Annotated in this window: 15 protein-coding genes and 1 pseudogene; 11 read left to right on the top strand and 5 right to left on the bottom strand. The window is 74.8% G+C overall.

Annotated features, from left to right (window positions below):
• Nucleotides 1-68 precede the first annotated feature (68 nt).
• Nucleotides 69-932, bottom strand: coding sequence for a polysaccharide deacetylase family protein (locus ACI79T_RS11080; protein WP_456610115.1), 864 nt, complete (start codon nt 930-932; stop codon nt 69-71).
• Nucleotides 933-1,066: 134 nt separating this feature from the next.
• Here ACI79T_RS11080 and ACI79T_RS11075 point away from each other — a divergent pair, with 134 nt between their 5' ends.
• Entirely contained in the window at nt 1,067-2,566 is a 1,500-nt protein-coding gene (locus ACI79T_RS11075) for a class I adenylate-forming enzyme family protein (protein ID WP_456610114.1), read from the top strand.
• A gap of 61 nt (nt 2,567-2,627) precedes the next feature.
• Nucleotides 2,628-3,608 carry a phosphotriesterase family protein gene (locus ACI79T_RS11070; RefSeq protein WP_456610113.1) on the top strand — a complete coding sequence of 327 codons (981 nt, stop codon included), beginning with the start codon at nt 2,628-2,630 and terminating at the stop codon, nt 3,606-3,608.
• A gap of 54 nt (nt 3,609-3,662) precedes the next feature.
• Here ACI79T_RS11070 and ACI79T_RS11065 read toward each other — a convergent pair whose 3' ends face one another.
• A complete protein-coding gene (locus ACI79T_RS11065; protein WP_456610112.1) occupies nt 3,663-4,601 on the bottom strand; it encodes a hypothetical protein in 939 nt (312 codons plus the stop codon).
• Nucleotides 4,602-4,789: 188 nt separating this feature from the next.
• Between ACI79T_RS11065 and ACI79T_RS11060 the strand changes: the two genes are divergently transcribed.
• From ACI79T_RS11060 to ACI79T_RS11045, 4 genes and pseudogenes are all read left to right on the top strand, one after another.
• Nucleotides 4,790-5,020: a hypothetical protein gene (locus ACI79T_RS11060; protein ID WP_456610111.1), complete on the top strand. Its 231-nt coding sequence runs from the start codon at nt 4,790-4,792 to the stop codon at nt 5,018-5,020.
• 54 nt (nt 5,021-5,074) lie between these two features.
• Nucleotides 5,075-6,469, top strand: a complete 1,395-nt coding sequence (locus ACI79T_RS11055) for a thioredoxin family protein (RefSeq protein ID WP_456610110.1) — start codon at nt 5,075-5,077, stop codon at nt 6,467-6,469.
• Nucleotides 6,466-6,984, top strand: a pseudogene (locus ACI79T_RS11050) (UGSC family (seleno)protein). Before ACI79T_RS11055 ends, ACI79T_RS11050 begins: the two are co-directional and overlap by 4 nt.
• A gap of 25 nt (nt 6,985-7,009) precedes the next feature.
• Nucleotides 7,010-8,083 carry a YihY/virulence factor BrkB family protein gene (locus ACI79T_RS11045; RefSeq protein ID WP_456610109.1) on the top strand — a complete coding sequence of 358 codons (1,074 nt, stop codon included), beginning with the start codon at nt 7,010-7,012 and terminating at the stop codon, nt 8,081-8,083.
• Here the strand turns inward: ACI79T_RS11045 and ACI79T_RS11040 are convergent.
• Nucleotides 8,074-9,615, bottom strand: coding sequence for a DUF2252 family protein (locus ACI79T_RS11040; protein WP_456610108.1), 1,542 nt, complete (start codon nt 9,613-9,615; stop codon nt 8,074-8,076). The two genes, ACI79T_RS11045 and ACI79T_RS11040, sit on opposite strands and share 10 nt — an antisense overlap.
• 160 nt (nt 9,616-9,775) lie before the next feature.
• Here ACI79T_RS11040 and ggt point away from each other — a divergent pair, with 160 nt between their 5' ends.
• Nucleotides 9,776-11,638 carry a gamma-glutamyltransferase gene (gene ggt / locus ACI79T_RS11035; RefSeq protein ID WP_456610107.1) on the top strand — a complete coding sequence of 621 codons (1,863 nt, stop codon included), beginning with the start codon at nt 9,776-9,778 and terminating at the stop codon, nt 11,636-11,638.
• A gap of 3 nt (nt 11,639-11,641) precedes the next feature.
• Here the strand turns inward: ggt and ACI79T_RS11030 are convergent, their stop codons facing one another.
• Together ACI79T_RS11030 and ACI79T_RS11025 are read right to left on the bottom strand one after the other, a co-directional pair.
• Nucleotides 11,642-12,505, bottom strand: a complete 864-nt coding sequence (locus tag ACI79T_RS11030) for a siderophore-interacting protein (RefSeq protein ID WP_456610106.1) — start codon at nt 12,503-12,505, stop codon at nt 11,642-11,644.
• Between the two features lie 249 nt (nt 12,506-12,754).
• The gene (locus ACI79T_RS11025) at nt 12,755-13,330 is read right to left on the bottom strand and encodes a GAF domain-containing protein (RefSeq protein ID WP_456610105.1); all 576 of its coding nucleotides are present in this window, start codon (nt 13,328-13,330) and stop codon (nt 12,755-12,757) included.
• 205 nt (nt 13,331-13,535) lie between these two features.
• On the opposite strand from ACI79T_RS11025, the gene ACI79T_RS11020 reads away from it, so the two are divergent.
• The 4 genes from ACI79T_RS11020 to ACI79T_RS11005 all read left to right on the top strand — a co-directional run bounded on the left by ACI79T_RS11020 (nt 13,536) and on the right by ACI79T_RS11005 (nt 17,368).
• On the top strand, nt 13,536-14,372 hold the full coding sequence (locus tag ACI79T_RS11020; protein ID WP_456610104.1) for an acyl-CoA thioesterase: 837 nt from the start codon (nt 13,536-13,538) through the stop codon (nt 14,370-14,372).
• Nucleotides 14,373-14,498: 126 nt separating this feature from the next.
• Nucleotides 14,499-15,527 (top strand): ATP-dependent 6-phosphofructokinase, encoded by a 1,029-nt coding sequence (locus ACI79T_RS11015; protein WP_456610103.1) that lies wholly within the window; start codon nt 14,499-14,501, stop codon nt 15,525-15,527.
• Between the two features lie 136 nt (nt 15,528-15,663).
• Nucleotides 15,664-16,476, top strand: a complete 813-nt coding sequence (locus tag ACI79T_RS11010) for a crotonase/enoyl-CoA hydratase family protein (RefSeq protein WP_456610102.1) — start codon at nt 15,664-15,666, stop codon at nt 16,474-16,476.
• Between the two features lie 67 nt (nt 16,477-16,543).
• The gene (locus ACI79T_RS11005) at nt 16,544-17,368 is read left to right on the top strand and encodes a sulfite exporter TauE/SafE family protein (RefSeq protein WP_456610101.1); all 825 of its coding nucleotides are present in this window, start codon (nt 16,544-16,546) and stop codon (nt 17,366-17,368) included.
• Nucleotides 17,369-17,375 lie beyond the last annotated feature (7 nt).

Genomic DNA, 17,375 nt, shown 5'->3' with positions numbered 1-17,375 from the left:
AGCTCGCACGGGGTCGGCGGCTGCCGCACCCGGCGGACCGGTCGATCCTGGCGCCGGCGGATGACCGGTCAGAACGCGTCCAGCCGGGCGAGCAGCGTGGGGCCGTCCCACGTCGGCGGCGGCATGATCCGGCGGAGGGTGAGCAGCGGGTACGCCGGGTCCAGCGGATCGGCGAGCTGGAACGCCGCCCGGTAGCCCGCCGCCTCGACCCGGGGCAGCGCCTCGGGGGACCACATGCCGTGCGGATAGGCCAGGACGTCCACCGGGTGACCGAGGATCCCGGCCAGCTCGGCCCGCGGCTGGTCGAGCTGCACCGCCCACTCGTCGCCGGTGAGCCGGTCGACGCGCTGGTGGTCCCAGGTGTGCGCCCCGATGGTCATGCCGGCCCCGTCCAGGTCGCGCAGCTGGTCCGCGCTCAGCCAGTCCGGCTTGCCGAGGACCACGGTCATCGGGAAGAACGCCGCCGGGAAGCCGAACTCCTGGAGCACGGGCAGCGCCACCGAGTGGTGGGTCACCGAGCCGTCGTCGAAGGTGAGGAGGACCGGCCGGTCGGGGAGGGGCGCACCGAACTGCAGGTGGTCCAGCAGCGCGGGGACGCCGATCGGCGTCCGCCCGCCGTCGCGCAGCGCCTGCAGCTGGGCGCGGAAGACCGGTGGCGGGGTGATGAGCGTGCGGGCGTAGGCGCTGTCGTCCGGGCGGAAGTCGCGCAGCTGGTGGAAGCAGAGCACCGGCACGGTGGCGCGGGCCAGCACCTCCTCGGCCGTCGCCGGGGTGGGCGGCGCGCTGGAAGACGGCGGCGTCGACGTGCCGGCCGGAGGCGCGGAGGTGCGGGGGCTGCGGCCGGCCGGGGTGGGCGACGGGTCGGTGGTCGGGCTGGAACAGGCGCCGAGCAGGGCGGTCCCGACGGCGGCGAGGAAGGTCCGTCTCTGCACACCCCCACACTTCCGACCGGACGCCGTCGGGGCAAGGACGGGTACCGCGTGCCGGATCCGCTGATGGACACCCGGGCCGCGCGCCGACAGACTGCCGGGGCAACCCCGACAGCGCCGTCAGCGGGAGGCCGCAGATGCCGTACCCCTTCGACCGGAGCGGGACCGAGGTCGGGCCCGACGGTGTCCGCCGCTACACCGGCCTGCCGCAGAACCTGGTGCAGCTGCTGCGCGCAGCGGTCGAGGCGTCCCCGGACGCCGAGGCGCTGGTCGAGCTGGGCGGGGACCGGATCACCTACCGACAGCTGTGGGACCGCGCGTCCCGGGTGGCCGGCGGGCTCCGGGCCGCGGGCGTGGCGCCGGGTGACCGGGTGGCCGACCGGCTGCCCAACGGCACCGACTGGGTGCTCGCGTTCTGGGGGACCCTGCTCGCCGGGGCCGTCGTCGTCCCGGTGAACACCCGCTTCGCCGAGCCCGAGGCGCGCTACGTCGTCGAGGACTCCGGAGCGGCGTACGTCGTCGAACCGGGCGCGCCGCTGCCCGACGGGGAGCCGCTGGCCGTCACCGACCAGGCGCACACCGACCTGGCCGGGATCTTCTACACGAGCGGGACGACCGGCTTCCCCAAGGGGGCGATGACCACCCACGAGAACTTCCTGTCCAACGTCGAGACCTGCCTGCGCTGCCTCGGGCTGCCCCGCGGGGAGCCGCTGTCCACGCTCATCTCGGTGCCGCTCTTCCACGTGACCGGGTGCAACTCGCAGCTGCTGGTGGTCACCGCGGTCGCCGGGACGGCGGTGGTCATGCCGGCGTTCGAGGTGGGCGCGTTCCTGCGGGCGATCGCCGACGAGCGCATCTCGGTGCTCACCACGGTGCCGGCCATCTACTGGCTGGCGCTGCAGCAGCCGGGCTTCGCCGACGTCGACACCTCCTCGGTGCGGGCGCTGAGCTACGGGGGAGCGCCGATCGCGCCGGACCTGGTGCACCGGCTGCAGGCGGCCTTCCCCACGGCGCGGGTGGGCAACGGCTTCGGGCTCACCGAGACCTCGTCGGTGTCGACCTTCCTCCCCGACGAGTACGCGGCCGCGCACGCCGACTCGGTGGGGTTCGCCGCGCCGGTCGTCGACCTCGACGTGGCGGACCCGGACCCGGCGACCGGCGTCGGCGAGCTGCTGATCCGCGGCCCGAACGTGGTGGCCGGCTACTGGCGCAAGCCCGAGCAGACGGCGGAGACGTTCGTCGACGGCTGGCTGCACACCGGCGATCTGGCCCGCATCGACGACGAGGGGCTGGTCTTCGTCGTCGACCGCAAGAAGGACATGATCAACCGCGGCGGCGAGAACGTGTACTGCGTCGAGGTCGAGAACGCCCTGGCCGCGCACCCCGCCGTCGGCGAGGTGGCGGTCGTCGGCGTGCCCGACGCGATGATGGGCGAGAAGGTCGGCGCCGTCGTCGTCCCGCTGCCCGGTCGCGCGCTCGACCCGGCCGACCTGCTGGCCTTCGCCCGGGAGCAGCTCGCCGACTTCAAGGTCCCTCAGTTCGTCTCCGTGCGCGCCGATCCGCTGCCACGGAACCCCGGCGGCAAGGTCCTCAAGCCGTCGCTGCGCCAGGAGACCGACTGGCAGCCCGTCCGCTGACCCGGCGGCACCGCCCGACCGACGCCCGTCCCCGTCCGACCGATCCCCTGGAGGCCCCGCAGTGCCCACCGTCGAGACCGTCCGTGGCCCCGTCGACACCGCCGACCTCGGCGCGACGCTCATGCACGAGCACGTGTTCGTCCTCTCCACCGAGCACGTGCAGAACTACGGCACCGGCGACTGGTGGGACGAGGACGAGCGGGTCGCCGACGCCGTGCGGCAGCTGAACGAGCTCAAGGCGCTCGGCGTCGACACGATCGTCGATCCGACCGTGTGGGGTCTCGGGCGCTACATCCCCCGGGTCCAGCGGGTCGCCGAGCAGACCGACATCAACATCATCGTGGCCACCGGGCTGTACACCTACGACGAGATCCCGCACCAGTACGAGCACCGCGGCCCCGGCCTGCTGCTCGACCTGCCCCGTGACCCGATGGTCGACGACTTCACCGGCGACATCCGCGACGGCATCGCGGGGACCGGTGTGAAGGCCGCGTTCCTCAAGTGCGTCATCGAGGCCAAGGGCCTCACGCCCGGCGTCGAGCGGACCGTGCGCGCCGTCGCCGCGACCCACCGCGAGACCGGCGCGCCGATCACCGTGCACACCTCGTCGCACACCGGGGCCGGGCGGGTGGCCGTCCAGGTCTTCGGCGAGGAGGGCGTCGACCTGACCAAGGTGGTCATCGGCCACGCCGGCGACAGCAACGACCTGGACTACCTGAGCGAGCTGGCCGAGGCCGGCTGCCTCCTGGGCATGGACCGGTTCGGCCTGGACATCTACAACCCGACCGCGTCGCGGGTGGACACCATCGTGGCGCTGGCCGAGCGCGGCTACGCCGACCGGATGGTGCTCGCGCACGACGCCAGCTGCTACATCGACTACTTCCCGGGCGCCGAGGGGCAGGCGGCCAAGCAGCAGATCGCACCGAACTGGAACTACACCCACATCAGCAGGGACGTGCTGCCGATGCTCCGCGAGCGGGGGATGACCGAGGAGCAGCTCCGGCAGATGCTCGTGGAGGCGCCGCGGCGCTACTTCGAGTAGCCGTCGCCCGGCAGCTCGGTGCTGCTGCCGGATCGACCGCAGCCGGGTCGACCGTCAGCGGGCCCGGGTGAGGAGGCGGCCGCGAGCCCTCGCCCGCGGCCCCTCCGTCGGGAGCGCGATCGAGCCGGCCGTGCGCCGGAGCTCCGCCTCGAGCGCGGACCGCCGGTGCTCGAGGTCCGTCAGGTCCGCCAGCAGCGCGGCACGGCGGTCCTCGGCTGCGCGGTCCAGCCGCTCCCGCTCGGCCGCCGCGGCGGCATCCGCGCGCCGGCGCTCCTCCCGGCCGGCCGCCAGCATCCGGACCACCTCGTCCCGGCCCTGCAGGCGGAGGTGGGCGATGTCGGCCGCGGCCTGCTGCGCGAGCAGCGTGGCGTGGTCGGTGGCGGCCTGCTCCACCGCCCGCGCCTGCGCGATGCGGGCCGCGGCCTCGTCTGCGGCGTCGCGGCGGGTCTGCTCGGCGTCGTCGAGCACCCGGCCGGCCGCGGCGACGATCGCGTCCGCCTCCGCCGCCGCGGCGGCGACCGTCTCCCGGGCCCGGCTGCCCGCCTCGGCGAGCTCCGCCGCGGCACGGGCCCGCAGCTCCTCGGCGGCCGCCTGCGCCGCGGCCCGCACGGCCTCGGCCTCGGCCGTGATGCTCTCGGCCTGGTCGGCGGCGGCGGCGAGCATGGCCCCCATCCGCTCCGACAGGCGGAGGAACTCGCCGCCGCCGGCCGAGTGGTCGAGCAGCTCCCGGGCCTCGGCGAGGGCCGACTGGCTGTCCAGGCAGCGGGCCAGCAGGTGCTCGCGCTCGCGCTCCGCCGTCGCCAGCTCGTCCTCCGCCCACCGGACGTAGGTGTCGACCTGGAAGCGGTCGTAGCCGGCCAGTGCGCGGGCGAACATCGGCTCGGCGCGGAACAGGGTCGGCAGATCGCCCGAGACGTTCGGCCGGGCGTGATCGATCGGCGGGCCGTCGACGGTGAGCCGGGCCGGGCTCTCGTGCTGGATCGCGGTGCTCATCCGTCGACGCTAAGGCGGCGGAACCGCGGCGCGCCCACGATCGCGGCGCCCCGTCACCCGGCCGGGTGGGATGGGCACCCGGCCCGGTCGCGCCGCCATCGATGGTCGCCCTGGGTGACGTCCCACATCTGGGTGAGTGACGGCGCGCGGAGGATCCATCCGCAGTCAGCCGGGGCACACCCTTGTGCATGGCCCCGCCCTCCGCACCGGCTCCCGGCAACCTGACGGTCCCTCCGCTGTTCGACTGGCACGTGCTCGCCTCCGTCGTGCTCGTCGCGGCGGTGCTGGCCGTGGTGGCGGTGATCGTCCTCTCGGCCCGTGCGGGGGCGAGCGGCCGGGACGAGTGGCAGCAGTGGCTGGCCGGGCGGTCGCGGGCCGGGCACGACCCGGACGACCCGCGCGGCGGCCGCTACAGCTAGCGGGGGCGTGCCGCGCCGGTGGTCGGGGGAGCGGCACCTGGGTACGGTCCGGGAGTGCGCCTCCCTGACGGCCTCGTCGCCGTGGTCAAGCGCGACTGCCCCACCTGCGTGCTCGTCGAGCCGGTGCTGCGGGGGCTGGGCGCGGCCGTCTGGTGCCAGGACGACGCCGGCTGGTTCCCCGGGGACGACACCGAGCTGGAGCTGTCCTACCGGCTCGGCATCGAGACCGTCCCCACGCTCCTGCGGGTCACCGACGGCGAGGAGACCGCCCGGGTCGTGGGCTGGAGCCGGGAGCAGTGGGAGGAGCTGACCGGCGTCGCCGGCCTCGGCCCGGAGCTGCCCGACCACCGGCCCGGCTGCGGCTCGCTGTCGGTGGACCCGTTCCGGGTCGACGCCCTGGAGGCGCGCTACGGCGGCAGCGGCCTGACCAGCCGGCGGGTCGAGCTGGCCGACCTCGAGGACGAGCACGAGGCGATGTTCGACCGCGGCTGGACCGACGGGCTGCCGGTCGTCCCGCCGACGCCGGAGCGGGTGCTGCGGATGCTGCGCGGCACCTCGCGCGACCCGGCCGAGGTGATCGCGCTCGTGCCGCCGGACCTCGTGGCGTGCACGGTCGAGAAGGTGGCCGTCAACGCGGTGATGGCCGGCTGCCTGCCGGAGCACCTGCCGGTCGTGCTGGCCGCGCTGGAGGCCGCGTCCGCGGAGGAGTTCGCGCTGCACGGTCTCCTGGCGACGACGTACTTCTCCGGCCCGGTCGTCGTGGTGAACGGTCCGGTCGCCGCCCGGATCGGGATGAACAGCGGGGTCAACGCGCTCGGCCAGGGCAACCGCGCGAACGCCACGATCGGCCGCGCGCTGCAGCTGGTGGTGCGCAACGTCGGCGGGGGAGTGCCCGGCGGGATCGACCGGGCGACGCTCGGCAACCCCGGCAAGTACACGTTCTGCTTCGCCGAGCGGGAGGAGACCAGCCCGTTCGCCCCGCTGGCCGCCGACCGCGGTGTCCCCGGCGACGCGGTCACGGTCTTCGCCGGGTCGGGCGTGCAGCCGGTGGTGGACCAGCTCAGCCGCGACCCGGAGTCGCTGGCCCGCACCTTCGCGGCCTGCCTGCGGGTCAACGCGCACCCGAAGCTGCCGATGGCCTTCGACGCGATGCTGGTCGTCTCCCCGGAGCACGGCCGGGTGTTCCGCGAGGCGGGCTGGGACCGGACCCGCCTGCTGGCGGAGCTGGAGGCGTTGCTGACGCTGCCGGCCGAGGAGCTGCTCCGTGGTGCCGGCGGCATGGCCGAGGGCCTCCCCGCCCCGTTCGAGGGCACCGTGCCGAAGTTCCGCCCCGGCGGTCTGCTCGTCGCCTCCGCGGGCGGCGACGCCGGGTTGTTCAGCGCGATCGTCGGCGGCTGGGTGGCCGGTGCGACGGGAAGCGTCCCCGTGACCCGAGAGGTGCGCGCATGAGAACCGTCCTGGACCCGACCGGCGAGCGGCAGGCGTCCGCCCGCGAGCTGCTGCCCCGCCCGGAGTCGCTGCGCGGCCGCAGCGTCGGGCTGCTCGACATCAGCAAGGCCCGTGGCGACGTCGTCCTGGACCGGCTCGAGGAGCTGCTGACCGCGGACGGCGCGCTGGTGCGCCGCTACCGCAAGCCCACGTTCGCCCGCACCGCCCCGGTCGACCTGCGCCACGAGATCGCCGAGCAGTGCGAGGTGGTCATCGAGGCGCTGGCCGATTAGGGCTCCTGCACGTCGTGCAGTGTGCATGACATCGCAGACCTGGAGCGACGCGGCGTGGTGGGGGTGTTCCTCGCCAGCGAGGTGTTCGCCGAGGCCTCCCGCCTGCAGGGTGAGGCGCTCGGCTTCCCGGCGCCGCACGTCCTGGTGCCGCACCCGGTCCAGGACCGCACGGACGCCGAGCTGCGGGCGGTCGCCGAGCAGATCTACCCGGCGGTGCTGGCTGCGCTGACGACGACCGGGTAGCCGCCGACGAGGGAGGGATGCACGCATGGGGGTCACCGACCGGTTCGACGCCTTCCAGGCCCGGCATCCCGCGGTGGCCCTCCCGCTGGCGGTGGTCTACAAGTTCGCCGACGACCGCGGGCCGCACCTCGCCGCGCTGATCACCTACTACGGGTTCGTCTCGCTGTTCCCGTTGCTGCTGATGCTGACCTCGGTGCTCGGCTTCCTCCTGCAGGACGACCCCGGGCTGCAGCAGCGGATCCTGGAGTCCGCGCTGTCGGACTTCCCGCTGCTGGGACCGGTGCTGGTGGACAACATCGGCACCTTCCGAGGGAGCGGTGTCGCGCTGGGGATCGGCATCCTGGGCAGCCTCTACGGCGGGCTGGGCGTCATGCAGGCGGCGCAGGCGGCCCTCAACCGCATCTACGCCGTGCCGCGCTTCGCCCAGCCCAATCCGCTGCTGTCCCGGCTGCGCAGCCTGCTGCTCGTGCTGGCCCTCGGGATCGGGGCGGTGGTGTCGACGGCGCTGACCGCCTTCGTGCAGACCTTCTCCGGCGCCCTGCCGGTGCCGGGCCCGGTGGTCACGGTGACCGCCACGCTGGCGAGCCTGACGATCAACGTCGGGATCTTCCTGGTGGTCTACCAGGTGCTCACCGCGCGCCGGCTGGACTGGCGGAACGTCGCCGTCGGCGCCGTCATCGCGGCGGTCCTCTGGGAGCTGCTGCACGTGCTGGGCACCTACTACTTCGGCACCTACGTGACGCGGTCCAGCGACGTCTACGGGATCTTCGGCGTCATCCTCGGCCTGGTCGTCTGGATCTACCTGCAGGCGCTCGTCGTCGTGCTGGCCGCGGAGATCAACGTCGTCCGGCACCGGCGGCTCTACCCCCGCTCCCTGCTGACCCCGTTCACCGACGACGTGGAACTCACCGCGGCCGACGTCCGGGCCTACACCGGTTACGCGCGCAGCGAGCGCTACAAGGGCTTCCAGCGCGTGGAGGCCTCGTTCCGGAAGGGCGCCCGGCCCCGGCCGGCCGACGCGGAGGGCTTCCCCGGCGACGTCGCGCAGGACCACGCGGGGGGCTCCGTCGAGCGCGCACCGGAGCGCGGTCAGCGGTAGACGACGTCGACGCTCCGGAAGGCGCCCAGGGCGTGGTCGGCGACGAAGTGCTTGTGGTCCCGGCGCACCCGGGCGGCCGCCTCCTCGGCGAACCGCAGGATGTCGTCGACGAACAGGTCCCGGTTGCCGATCGCGTCCAGGATGGCGGGCTCCACGTCGTAGTCGACGTTGCCGATCTCGTCGGACATCGCGTGGGTGTGCGCCAGCACCCGGCCGCAGATCTCCGCGTACTGCTTCCACTCGCCGGTCGAGAGCGAGCCGAGGCTGATGTCGTCGCGGAACGGTGCCCGCTCGCGCACCATGAAGCTCCGGCCGTCGATGTCGACGCTGCCGTAGAAGACGTCCCCGCTGACCAGGTGCACCCGCTGGGCGTGCCGGATGCGGTCGCCCTCGCCGTCCACCTCGTACCCCGACGGGGGCACCAGCCCGGACAGGGCCGAGCGGCGGGCGCGCTTGAACTCCAGGAGGAGGTCGTCGGTCCCGTCGTCGCGCGCCCCGGCGACGAGCACGTAGTACCGGGTCAGGCCCAGCGAGGCGGTGCCGGCGCCGCGTCGCTCGGCGACGTCCTTGACCCGCATCGCGCCGGCCCGCTCGGGCACCGCCACCTCGTTCTCGGCCACGTAGCGGTCGACGAGCTCCTGGAACTCCTGCCGGCGGCTGCTGACCGGCACCAGTTCCTCGTCGGTCCGGAAGCCGCTCCGGGTCTCGTCCAGCAGACCGGCCAGCCAGGCGGCGCGGCTGGTCTCCAGCGTGCCGGCGATCAGCCGCCGGATCAGGGGCGGCGCGTTGTCGAGCCGGAGCTGCTCGGTCTGCTCCCGGCCGTCGGCGGCGTAGGAGGCGATGCCGGCCGCGTAGCCGCGCACGAACCGTTCCGCGATGGCCCGCTGCTTCTTCCGGCCGGAGCCGGACTTCTCGGCCGCGCCCAGCAGGAAGCCGACGGCGCCCCGCTTGAGGTCCCAGGTGAACGGCGCGTAGTAGGCGTCGTCGAAGTCGTTGACGCCGAAGATCGGCACGTTGTCCGAGCTGGGCATCACGCCGAAGTTGCCCGGGTGGACGTCACCGAGCGCGAGCACCGTGGGCAGCCGGGCGTCCTCGCCGACCAGGTCCCGGTAGAAGAGCAGGTTCGTGCCCCGGAAGAAGTGGAAGACCGAGCCGGCGAGCTTGTCGAACTTCGCCCGGGCCTCCAGGTCCCCGTTCGCGATGCGGGTCTCGTGGTCCTCGCGCACGGTCTCCCGCACGTGCACCCGGCGGTCGTTGCCGGTGAGCATGCGGGGGATCAACACCATCTCGCCGGCCGCCCGCGCCTCGGCGAGCCGGCGGAACGCGTCGACCCGGGAGCTGATCTGCTGCCGGTCTGCGCCGGGCTGCTCGGTCTCGTGCAGCGGCTCCGGCGGCTCCGGCTGCTCCCGCTGCCGCAGCTCGGCGACCAACTGCTCCTTGGCCATCCGGCTGCGGCCGGGGATCCCGTGCTCCCGGGCCAGGCGCAGGAGCTCGTCGCGAGAGGCGGTGCTGAGCTGAGTGGGGAAGTCCATGGTCCCCGGCTACCCGTCGGCGCCCCGACCAGGCACGACGGTTGTGTGACGGCTGCCGCCACGTCCCCGTCCCGGGACGAGGACGCCGGACCGCCTGGCGCGCCGGGCTCCGCGGGTGTCCCATGGGTTCCTGCGCAGCGATGACGCCCGAGGAGCCCCCATGCCGCGTCCGCGTACCACCCTCCTGGCCCTGACCGCGCTCGCCGGCGGCGCCCTCGTGGCGGGCGGCCCCGCGAGCGCCGCCCCGCACGACGCTCCGGGCGGCGCGCCCCCGGAGAAGCGCGCGCTGGCCGTGGGCACCGGGGGCGCGGTCGCCACGGTCGACCCCGACGCGACCCGGGTGGGGCTGGACGTCCTGGCCGCCGGTGGCAACGCTGCGGACGCGGCGGTGGCCACGGCCGCCGCGCTGGGCGTCACGGAGCCGTACTCGGCGGGCATCGGCGGGGGCGGCTTCTTCGTCTACTACGACGCCGCCACCGGAGAGGTCACCACGATCGACGGCCGGGAGACCGCACCGCTGGCCATGGGGGCGGACGCCTTCCTCGACGAGGCGGGCGACCCGATCCCGTTCGCCGAGGCCGTCTCGAGCGGTCTGTCGGTGGGCACGCCGGGCACCCCGGCCACCTGGGTGACGGCGTTGGAGGAGTTCGGCACCTGGTCGCTGGCCGACGCGCTCGGCGGTGCGACCCGGCTGGCCGACGAGGGCTTCGTCGTCGACGAGACGTTCCGGCAGCAGACGGCGGAGAACGAGGAGAGGTTCCGCATGTTCGCGCCGACCGCCGAGCTCTTCCTCCCCGGCGGCGCCCTGCCCGAGGTGGGATCGGTGTTCCGCAACCCCGACCTGGCCGACACCTACCGGCTGCTGGCCGGCAAGGGGGTGGACCCGCTCTACACGGGGGAGCTGGCCGAGGAGATCGTGGCGACGGTGCAGGACCCGCCCGAGGCGGAGGGGGTCGCGGAGGTCCGGCCCGGTCTGCTGGAGGCCGTCGACCTCGCGCTCTACGAGGCGCCGCTCCGGGAGCCGACCCGGGTCGGCTACCGGGGGCTCGAGGTCTACGGCATGGCCCCGCCGTCCAGCGGCGGCTCGACCGTCGGTGAGGCGCTGAACATCCTGGAGCCCTTCCCGCTCGCCTCGCTGCCCGAGGTGCCGGTGCTGCACGCCTACCTGGAGGCGAGCGCGCTGGCGTTCGCCGACCGGAACGCCTACGTCGGCGACCCGGCGTACAACCAGGTGCCGCTGGCCGAGCTCCTCTCGGACGGGTTCGCCACGGAGCGGGCCTGCGCCATCGCGCCGGATGCGGTGCTGGCGAAGCCGACCCCCGCGGGCGACCCGGACGGCGAGTACGCCCCGTGCCCGGCCGGCGAGGGTCCGACGGCGGAGGAGGGCGCGGAGGGTCCGTCCACGACCCACCTCACGGTCGGCGACGCCGCCGGCAACATCGCCAGCTACACGCTGACCATCGAGCAGACCGGGGGCAGCGGGATCACGGTGCCCGGCCGCGGGTTCCTGCTGAACAACGAGCTGACCGACTTCACGTTCGCCGCCGCCGACCCCACCCGGCCCGAGCCGAACCTGCCCGCCCCGGGGAAGCGCCCGCGCAGCAGCATGGCGCCGACGATCGTCCTGCACGACGGCGAGCCGGTCCTGGCCCTCGGCTCGCCGGGCGGCAGCACGATCATCACGACCGTCCTGCAGACGCTGGTGAACCGCATCGACCGCAACATGGACCTGGCGGAGGCGATCGCCGCCCCGCGCGCCAGCCAGCGCAACACGGCCGCGGTCAGCGCGGAGCCGGCGTTCGTCGACGCGTACGGCGAGCCGCTCACCGCCCTCGGGCACGAGTTCACCGTCGTGGCGGAGCTCGGCGCGGCCACGGGCATCGAGTACCTGCCCGGCGGCCTCCTGCTGGCCGCCGCGGAGGGAGAGCGCCGCGGCGGCGGGAGCGCCGGGGTGGTGCACCCCGTCGTCGGCGGCGCGGAGGCGACGGCCGCCGCGGAGCTCGCCCCGCCGCTCGGGGACTGACGGTCAGCCGGCGACGGCGTCCTCGGCCTCGATGGCCGCGTTCCACTCCCGCTTGCCCGACTGCCAGCGGTCCTCGGTGTCACCGCGCCGCCAGTACCCGGAGATCGACGTCCAGTCCGGGTCGAGACCCCGCTCGGCCTTCAGGTGCCGGCGCAGCTCCCGCACGGCGTAGGCCTCGCCGTGCACGAAGACGTGCCCGCTGCCGGCCGGCAGCGGGAGCGCCCGCACGGCGTCGACCAGCAGCACGCCCGGCTCGGCGCCGTCGCGGTGCAGCCAGTGCAGCTCCACGCCCGGCCCGACGGCGAGGTCGGTCTGCTCCTCCTCCGGCCCGGCCACCTCGACGAAGACCAGCGCGCGTGCGCCGGCGGGCAGCCGGTCGAGGGTCGCGGCGATCGCGGGCAGCGCGGCCTCGTCGCCGGCGAGCAGGTGCCAGTCGGCGTCCGGCCGGGGTGCGTAGGCGCCGCCCGGCCCCATGAACTGGATGCGGTCGCCAGGGCGCGCCGCGGCGGCCCAGGGCCCGGCGAGCCCCTCGTCGCCGTGGTGCACGAAGTCGATGGTCAGCTCACCGGCCAGCGCGTCCCAGGCCCGCACGGTGTACGTGCGGGTGACCGGCCACTGGTCGGCCGGCAGCTCGGCGCGCACCTGCTCGACGTCGTAGGGGACGGCGTAGGAAGCGTCGACGGGCGGGAACAGGAGCTTCACGTAGCGGTCGGTGAACTCGCCCTCGGGGAAGCCGGCCAGGCCCTCGCCGCCGAGCACGACGCGGACCATGTGCGGGGTGATCCACGAGCTCCGGACGACCTCGCCGATCCGGGGGGTCCGCTTGCGGGGCGGGCGCCCGTCGCCGTTCCGCCGTGGCTCGCTCATCGCTGCTCCGCTCCTGGTCGCGCCGGCGACCGCTGTACCGACCGGTCCGTCGTCCCCGGGGCGTGGGGAGGGCGGGTGCTGCCCGCACGGCGCCCTCCGGGTCCGGCCGGGCGACGCGCGCGGACGACGGTACAGAGCCCGATGATCACCGCTCCCGGTCGGCCCCGTCGGTGGTGCCGGGGTGCCGGTCGACCGGCGCCGGCGCCTCGCGCCGCAGCTCACCGGGCGGGTGGAACCCGCCTGCCCCGGCTAGCTGCCGGACGGCCCGTCGTCGCGCACGCCGTCGACGATGGCCTCGGCGAGCTCCCGGGCGCTCTCGTAGAGGTGCATGTTCTGCAGGGCCACGGCGGCGTAGGACGTGAAGACGCGGGCGGTGTCGCGCGCGTCGTCGTCGAATGCGCCGGCGTCGGTCCCGTAGAGGTTGAGCGCGCCGAACACGGGGTTCCGGACCGGCACCGGCACGGACAGGGAGCTGAGCGAGCCGCGCTCCACGCAGGTGCGGGCGTAGTCGGGCCAGCGGCTCTCCGTGCGGGCGTCGCGGATCTCCAGCGGCTCCTGGCCGACGGCGGCCTCGATGCAGGGACCGTGACCCCGGCCGTACTGCGACTCGTCGAGGTCGAGGGCGAGGGCCCCGGTGAAGGCGGCGGTGCTGGCCTTGTCGTTGGCGACGACGCTGACCGACGCCTCCGCGACGGCCGGGATGACCTGCTTGGACAGCTCCGCGATGCGCTGCAGCATCGCGTCCATCGAGGTGTCCTGGAAGCTCAGCCGGGCCAGCTCCGCGAAGGCGTCACGGGGGTCGAGTGACGAGTACTGCTCGCTCATGGCGGGGGGCGTCGGGTCCGGCCGGCCGGGCGTGCCGCCCGACCCCGGAGTGAGTTCCCCCGCATGAGGGGGGCCCGTGGTCCGCAGGCCGCTGTCCGACCCGAAGAAGCCGCAGGTGGCGGCGTGGTCCCCGGGTTACCCGTCGGTGGGGCGCGGGCCTCGCCCTTTCGCCGGCCGCAGGGGAGCCTGCGGCTACTGTCCCGGCGTGGGAACCGTGGCGGCCGGCACCGGCCAGGACCGAACCGGGGTGGAGCCCAGCGTCCTCGACGTCCTGGCGCTGGAGGAGCTGGACCGGGACCTCTACCGCAGCACGCTGCTGTTCACCGACCCGTTCCCGCTGTACGGCGGGCAGGTGGCCGCGCAGGCGCTGTTCGCCGCCGGCCGGACCGTGGGCGCCGACCGGCTGCCGCACTCACTGCACGGCTACTTCCTGCGCAGCGGTGACGCGGCCCGCCCGACCATCTTCCGCGTCGACCGGGACCGGGACGGCGGCTCGTTCTCGGCCCGCCGGGTGGTCGCCATCCAGGGCGGCGAGGTCATCTTCAGCATGTCCGCCTCCTTCGCGGTCCCTGGAGCCGGTCCCGACCAGCAGGTGCAGGAGACGCCGTCGGTGGAGGCGCCCGACGCGCTGCCCGCGTTCGACCTGCCGCGGCTGTTCTCCATGGCGGCCCGCCGGCCGGCGCAGCCGTTCCCCGCGGCGAACTGGCCCACCCGGTTCTGGGCGCGGGCCACGGTCGCGCTGCCCGACGACCCGCTGGTGCACGCCTGCGTCCTGACCTACCTGTCCGACATCGGCACCGGGCTGTCCGCCCTGCCCGAGGACGAGGCCGCACCGGGCCCGAGCCTGGACCACGCCGTGTGGTTCCACCGGCACGCGCGGCTCGACGACTGGGTGCTCATGGACATGGTCCCGCGCACCGTCTCCGGCGGGCGCGGCTGGTACACCGGCTCGATCACGACCCCCAGCGGGCTGCTGGCCGCCAGCTTCACCCAGGAGACGCTCTTCCGCCCGGGCCGCAACCCGTTCCGCCCCGGCCGCTGACGCTCCGGTCCCGGCGCGCGCCGTGGGCGGCACGGCCGTCCGGCGGGCCCGCGCGTCACCGTGTCGTCTAGACGTCATGACGTATGGTCGACCGTGTCCCGGCCCACGACCGCGAGGAGCCAGCCGGTGCGCATCGGAGTACTGACCGGAGGCGGGGACTGCCCCGGCCTCAACGCCGTGATCCGCTCCGTCGTCCGCACCGCGGGTGCCCACTACGGGAGCGAGGTGGTCGGTTTCCGCGACGGCTGGCGCGGGCTGCTGGAGGACCGGACGACGCCGCTGGACGTCGCCGCCGTCGACGGGCTGCTGACCCGCGGTGGCACCACCCTGGGCTCGGCCCGCGTCGCGCCGGAGAAGCTCAACGCCGGCATCGACGAGATGATCGGCACCCTGGACGAGCACCGGATCGACGTGCTCATCCCGATCGGCGGCGAGGGCACCCTGACCGCGGCCCACCTGCTGTCGGAGGCGGGGGTCCCGGTGGTGGGCATCCCCAAGACCATCGACAACGACATCGACGGCACCGACCTGACCTTCGGCTTCGACACCGCGGTCAGCATCGCCACCGAGCTCATCGACCGGCTGCACACCACCGCCGAGTCCCACCAGCGGGTGCTGCTGGTCGAGGTCATGGGCCGGCACGCCGGGTGGATCGCGCTGCACGCGGGCCTGGCCGCCGGGGCGCACCTCACCCTGGTGCCCGAGCAGCCCTTCGACGTCGACGACGTCGTCTCGCTGGTGTGCGAGCGGTTCGCACGTGGGGACTCGCACGTCATCGGTGTCGTCGCCGAGGGCGCCGAGCCGCTGCCCGGGCAGATGGCCTTCCGGCGGGGCGGCGTCGACGAGTTCGGCCACCGCCGCTTCACCGGCGTCACCCAGCAGTTGGGGGAGGAGCTCGAGCGGCGGACCGGCAAGGAGGTGCGGGCCACCGTGCTGGGCCACGTCCAGCGCGGCGGGACGCCGACCTCCTTCGACCGGGTGCTGGCCACCCGCTTCGGCCTGCACGCGACGATCGCCGCGCACGAGGGGCACACCGGCCAGATGGTCGCCCTGCGCGGCACCGAGATCGAGCTGGTGCCGCTGGCCCGCGCCGTCGCCCGGCTCAAGACGGTCACCCCGGCCCGGCTGGCCGAGATCCGCGCGTTCACCGGCTGACCGGGCGCGGGGCGGGTGCCCGGCCGTGGCGGACGGGTGCGCCGCTGTGGCGGGACGGGTGCCCCGCTGTGACGTGGCCCTCACTAGCATGCCTCCCGGCCGCGACGCAGCGGTCGAGGACTTCCCGGAGGCAGCCGTGAGCGACCAGGACCGACGCGTGACCCTCGACGTGGCCGACGGGGTCGCCTCCGTGCGGCTCGACCGGCCGGAGAAGCTCAACGCGCTCGACCCGGCCATGTTCGAGGCGCTCGTGGCCGTGGGGACCGAGCTCATGACGCGCGACGACGTCGGCGCCGTGGTGCTCGCCGGGAACGGCCGCGCCTTCTGCGCCGGCCTGGACTTCGCGCAGTTCGCCGCGATGGGCGACGGCCGCCGGTCGGGGGCTGCCGCGCCCCGGGAGCCGCTCGGAGCGGCCCGGGCGCTGGCCCAGCAGGCGGTGCACGTGTGGTCGCTCGTGCCGGCCCCTGTCATCGCCGCGGTGCACGGCGTGGCGCTGGGCGGCGGGCTGCAGATCGCCCTCGGGGCCGACCTCCGGATCGTCGCCCCGGACGCCCGGCTGGCGGTGATGGAGGTCCACTGGGGGCTGGTGCCGGACATGATGGGCACCCAGCTCCTCCCGGAGCTCGTCGGCCGCGACGTCGCCAAGGACCTGGCGCTGACCGGCCGGAAGGTCGACGGCGCGGAGGCGGTGCGCCTCGGCCTGGCCACGCGGCTGGCCGACGACCCGCTCGCGGCGGCCGAAACGCTGGCCCGGGAGATCGCCGGGCACAGCCGTACCGCCACCCGGCACGTCAAGCGGCTCGTCGACCTCGCGGGCCGGGTGGACCTGGCCGAGGGGCTGCAGGCCGAGCAGGAGGCGATCGGTGAGCTGATCGGCTCGCCGGAGCAGGTCGAGGTGGTCAACCGGCGCCTCGCCGCGTCCCGGGGGACCGGGTCCGCGCGCGCCTGACCCCAGGCCCTACCGTTCTGCGTCAGGCGCCCGGCCCCGGGCGGGGGACGAGGAGGTCGTCGGCGGAATGCTGGACGCCGTCCCGGCCGACCTGCTGCCCGAAGGGCTGACCCCGGGCATCCTGCTGCTGCTCCTGCTCGCCGCGCTGACGGCCGGCTGGATCGACGCCGTCGTGGGCGGCGGCGGGCTCGTCCAGCTCCCCGCGCTGCTGCTCGTGCCGGGGATGAGCCCGGTGCAGGCGCTGGCCGCCAACAAGCTGGCCTCGATCTTCGGCACCACGACCAGCGCGGTCACCTACTACCGCCGGGTGCACCCCGACCTGCGCACCGCGCTGCCCATGGCCGCGATCGCGCTGGTCGGCAGCTTCGCCGGGGCGTCGGTCGCGGCGGCGCTGCCGGCGTCGGTGTTCAAGCCGGTCATCGTCGTCGCGTTGATCGCCATCGCCACCTTCACCCTGCTGCGGCCGTCCCTGGGGGAGGTGACGGCGCTGCGGCACAGCGGGCGCCGGCACCACGTCGTCGCGGGGCTGGTCGGGGCGGTGATCGGGTTCTACGACGGCATCCTCGGCCCCGGGACCGGGTCGTTCCTGGTCTTCGCGATGGTCTCGCTGCTGGGCTACGACTTCCTCAACGCCAGCGCGAAGGCCAAGATCGTGAACGTCGCCACGAACCTGGGCGCGCTGCTGTTCTTCGCCCCCCACGGCGCGGTCTTCTGGGGGCTGGGGATCGTCCTGGGCGCGGCGAACATGCTCGGCGGCTACCTCGGCTCCCGGACGGCGACCGCCCGGGGGAGCGGCTTCATCCGGGTGGTCTTCCTCGTGGTGGTCACCGCGCTGATCGGCCGGGTCGGCTGGGACGTGTGGACGGAGAACGTCCGTCCGCTGCTGGACTGATCCCCGG

This window comes from Blastococcus sp. SYSU DS0619, assembly GCF_054051035.1.
Note: the sequence above shows the minus strand (reverse complement) of the source record. Positions and strands in the feature narration are given on the sequence as shown.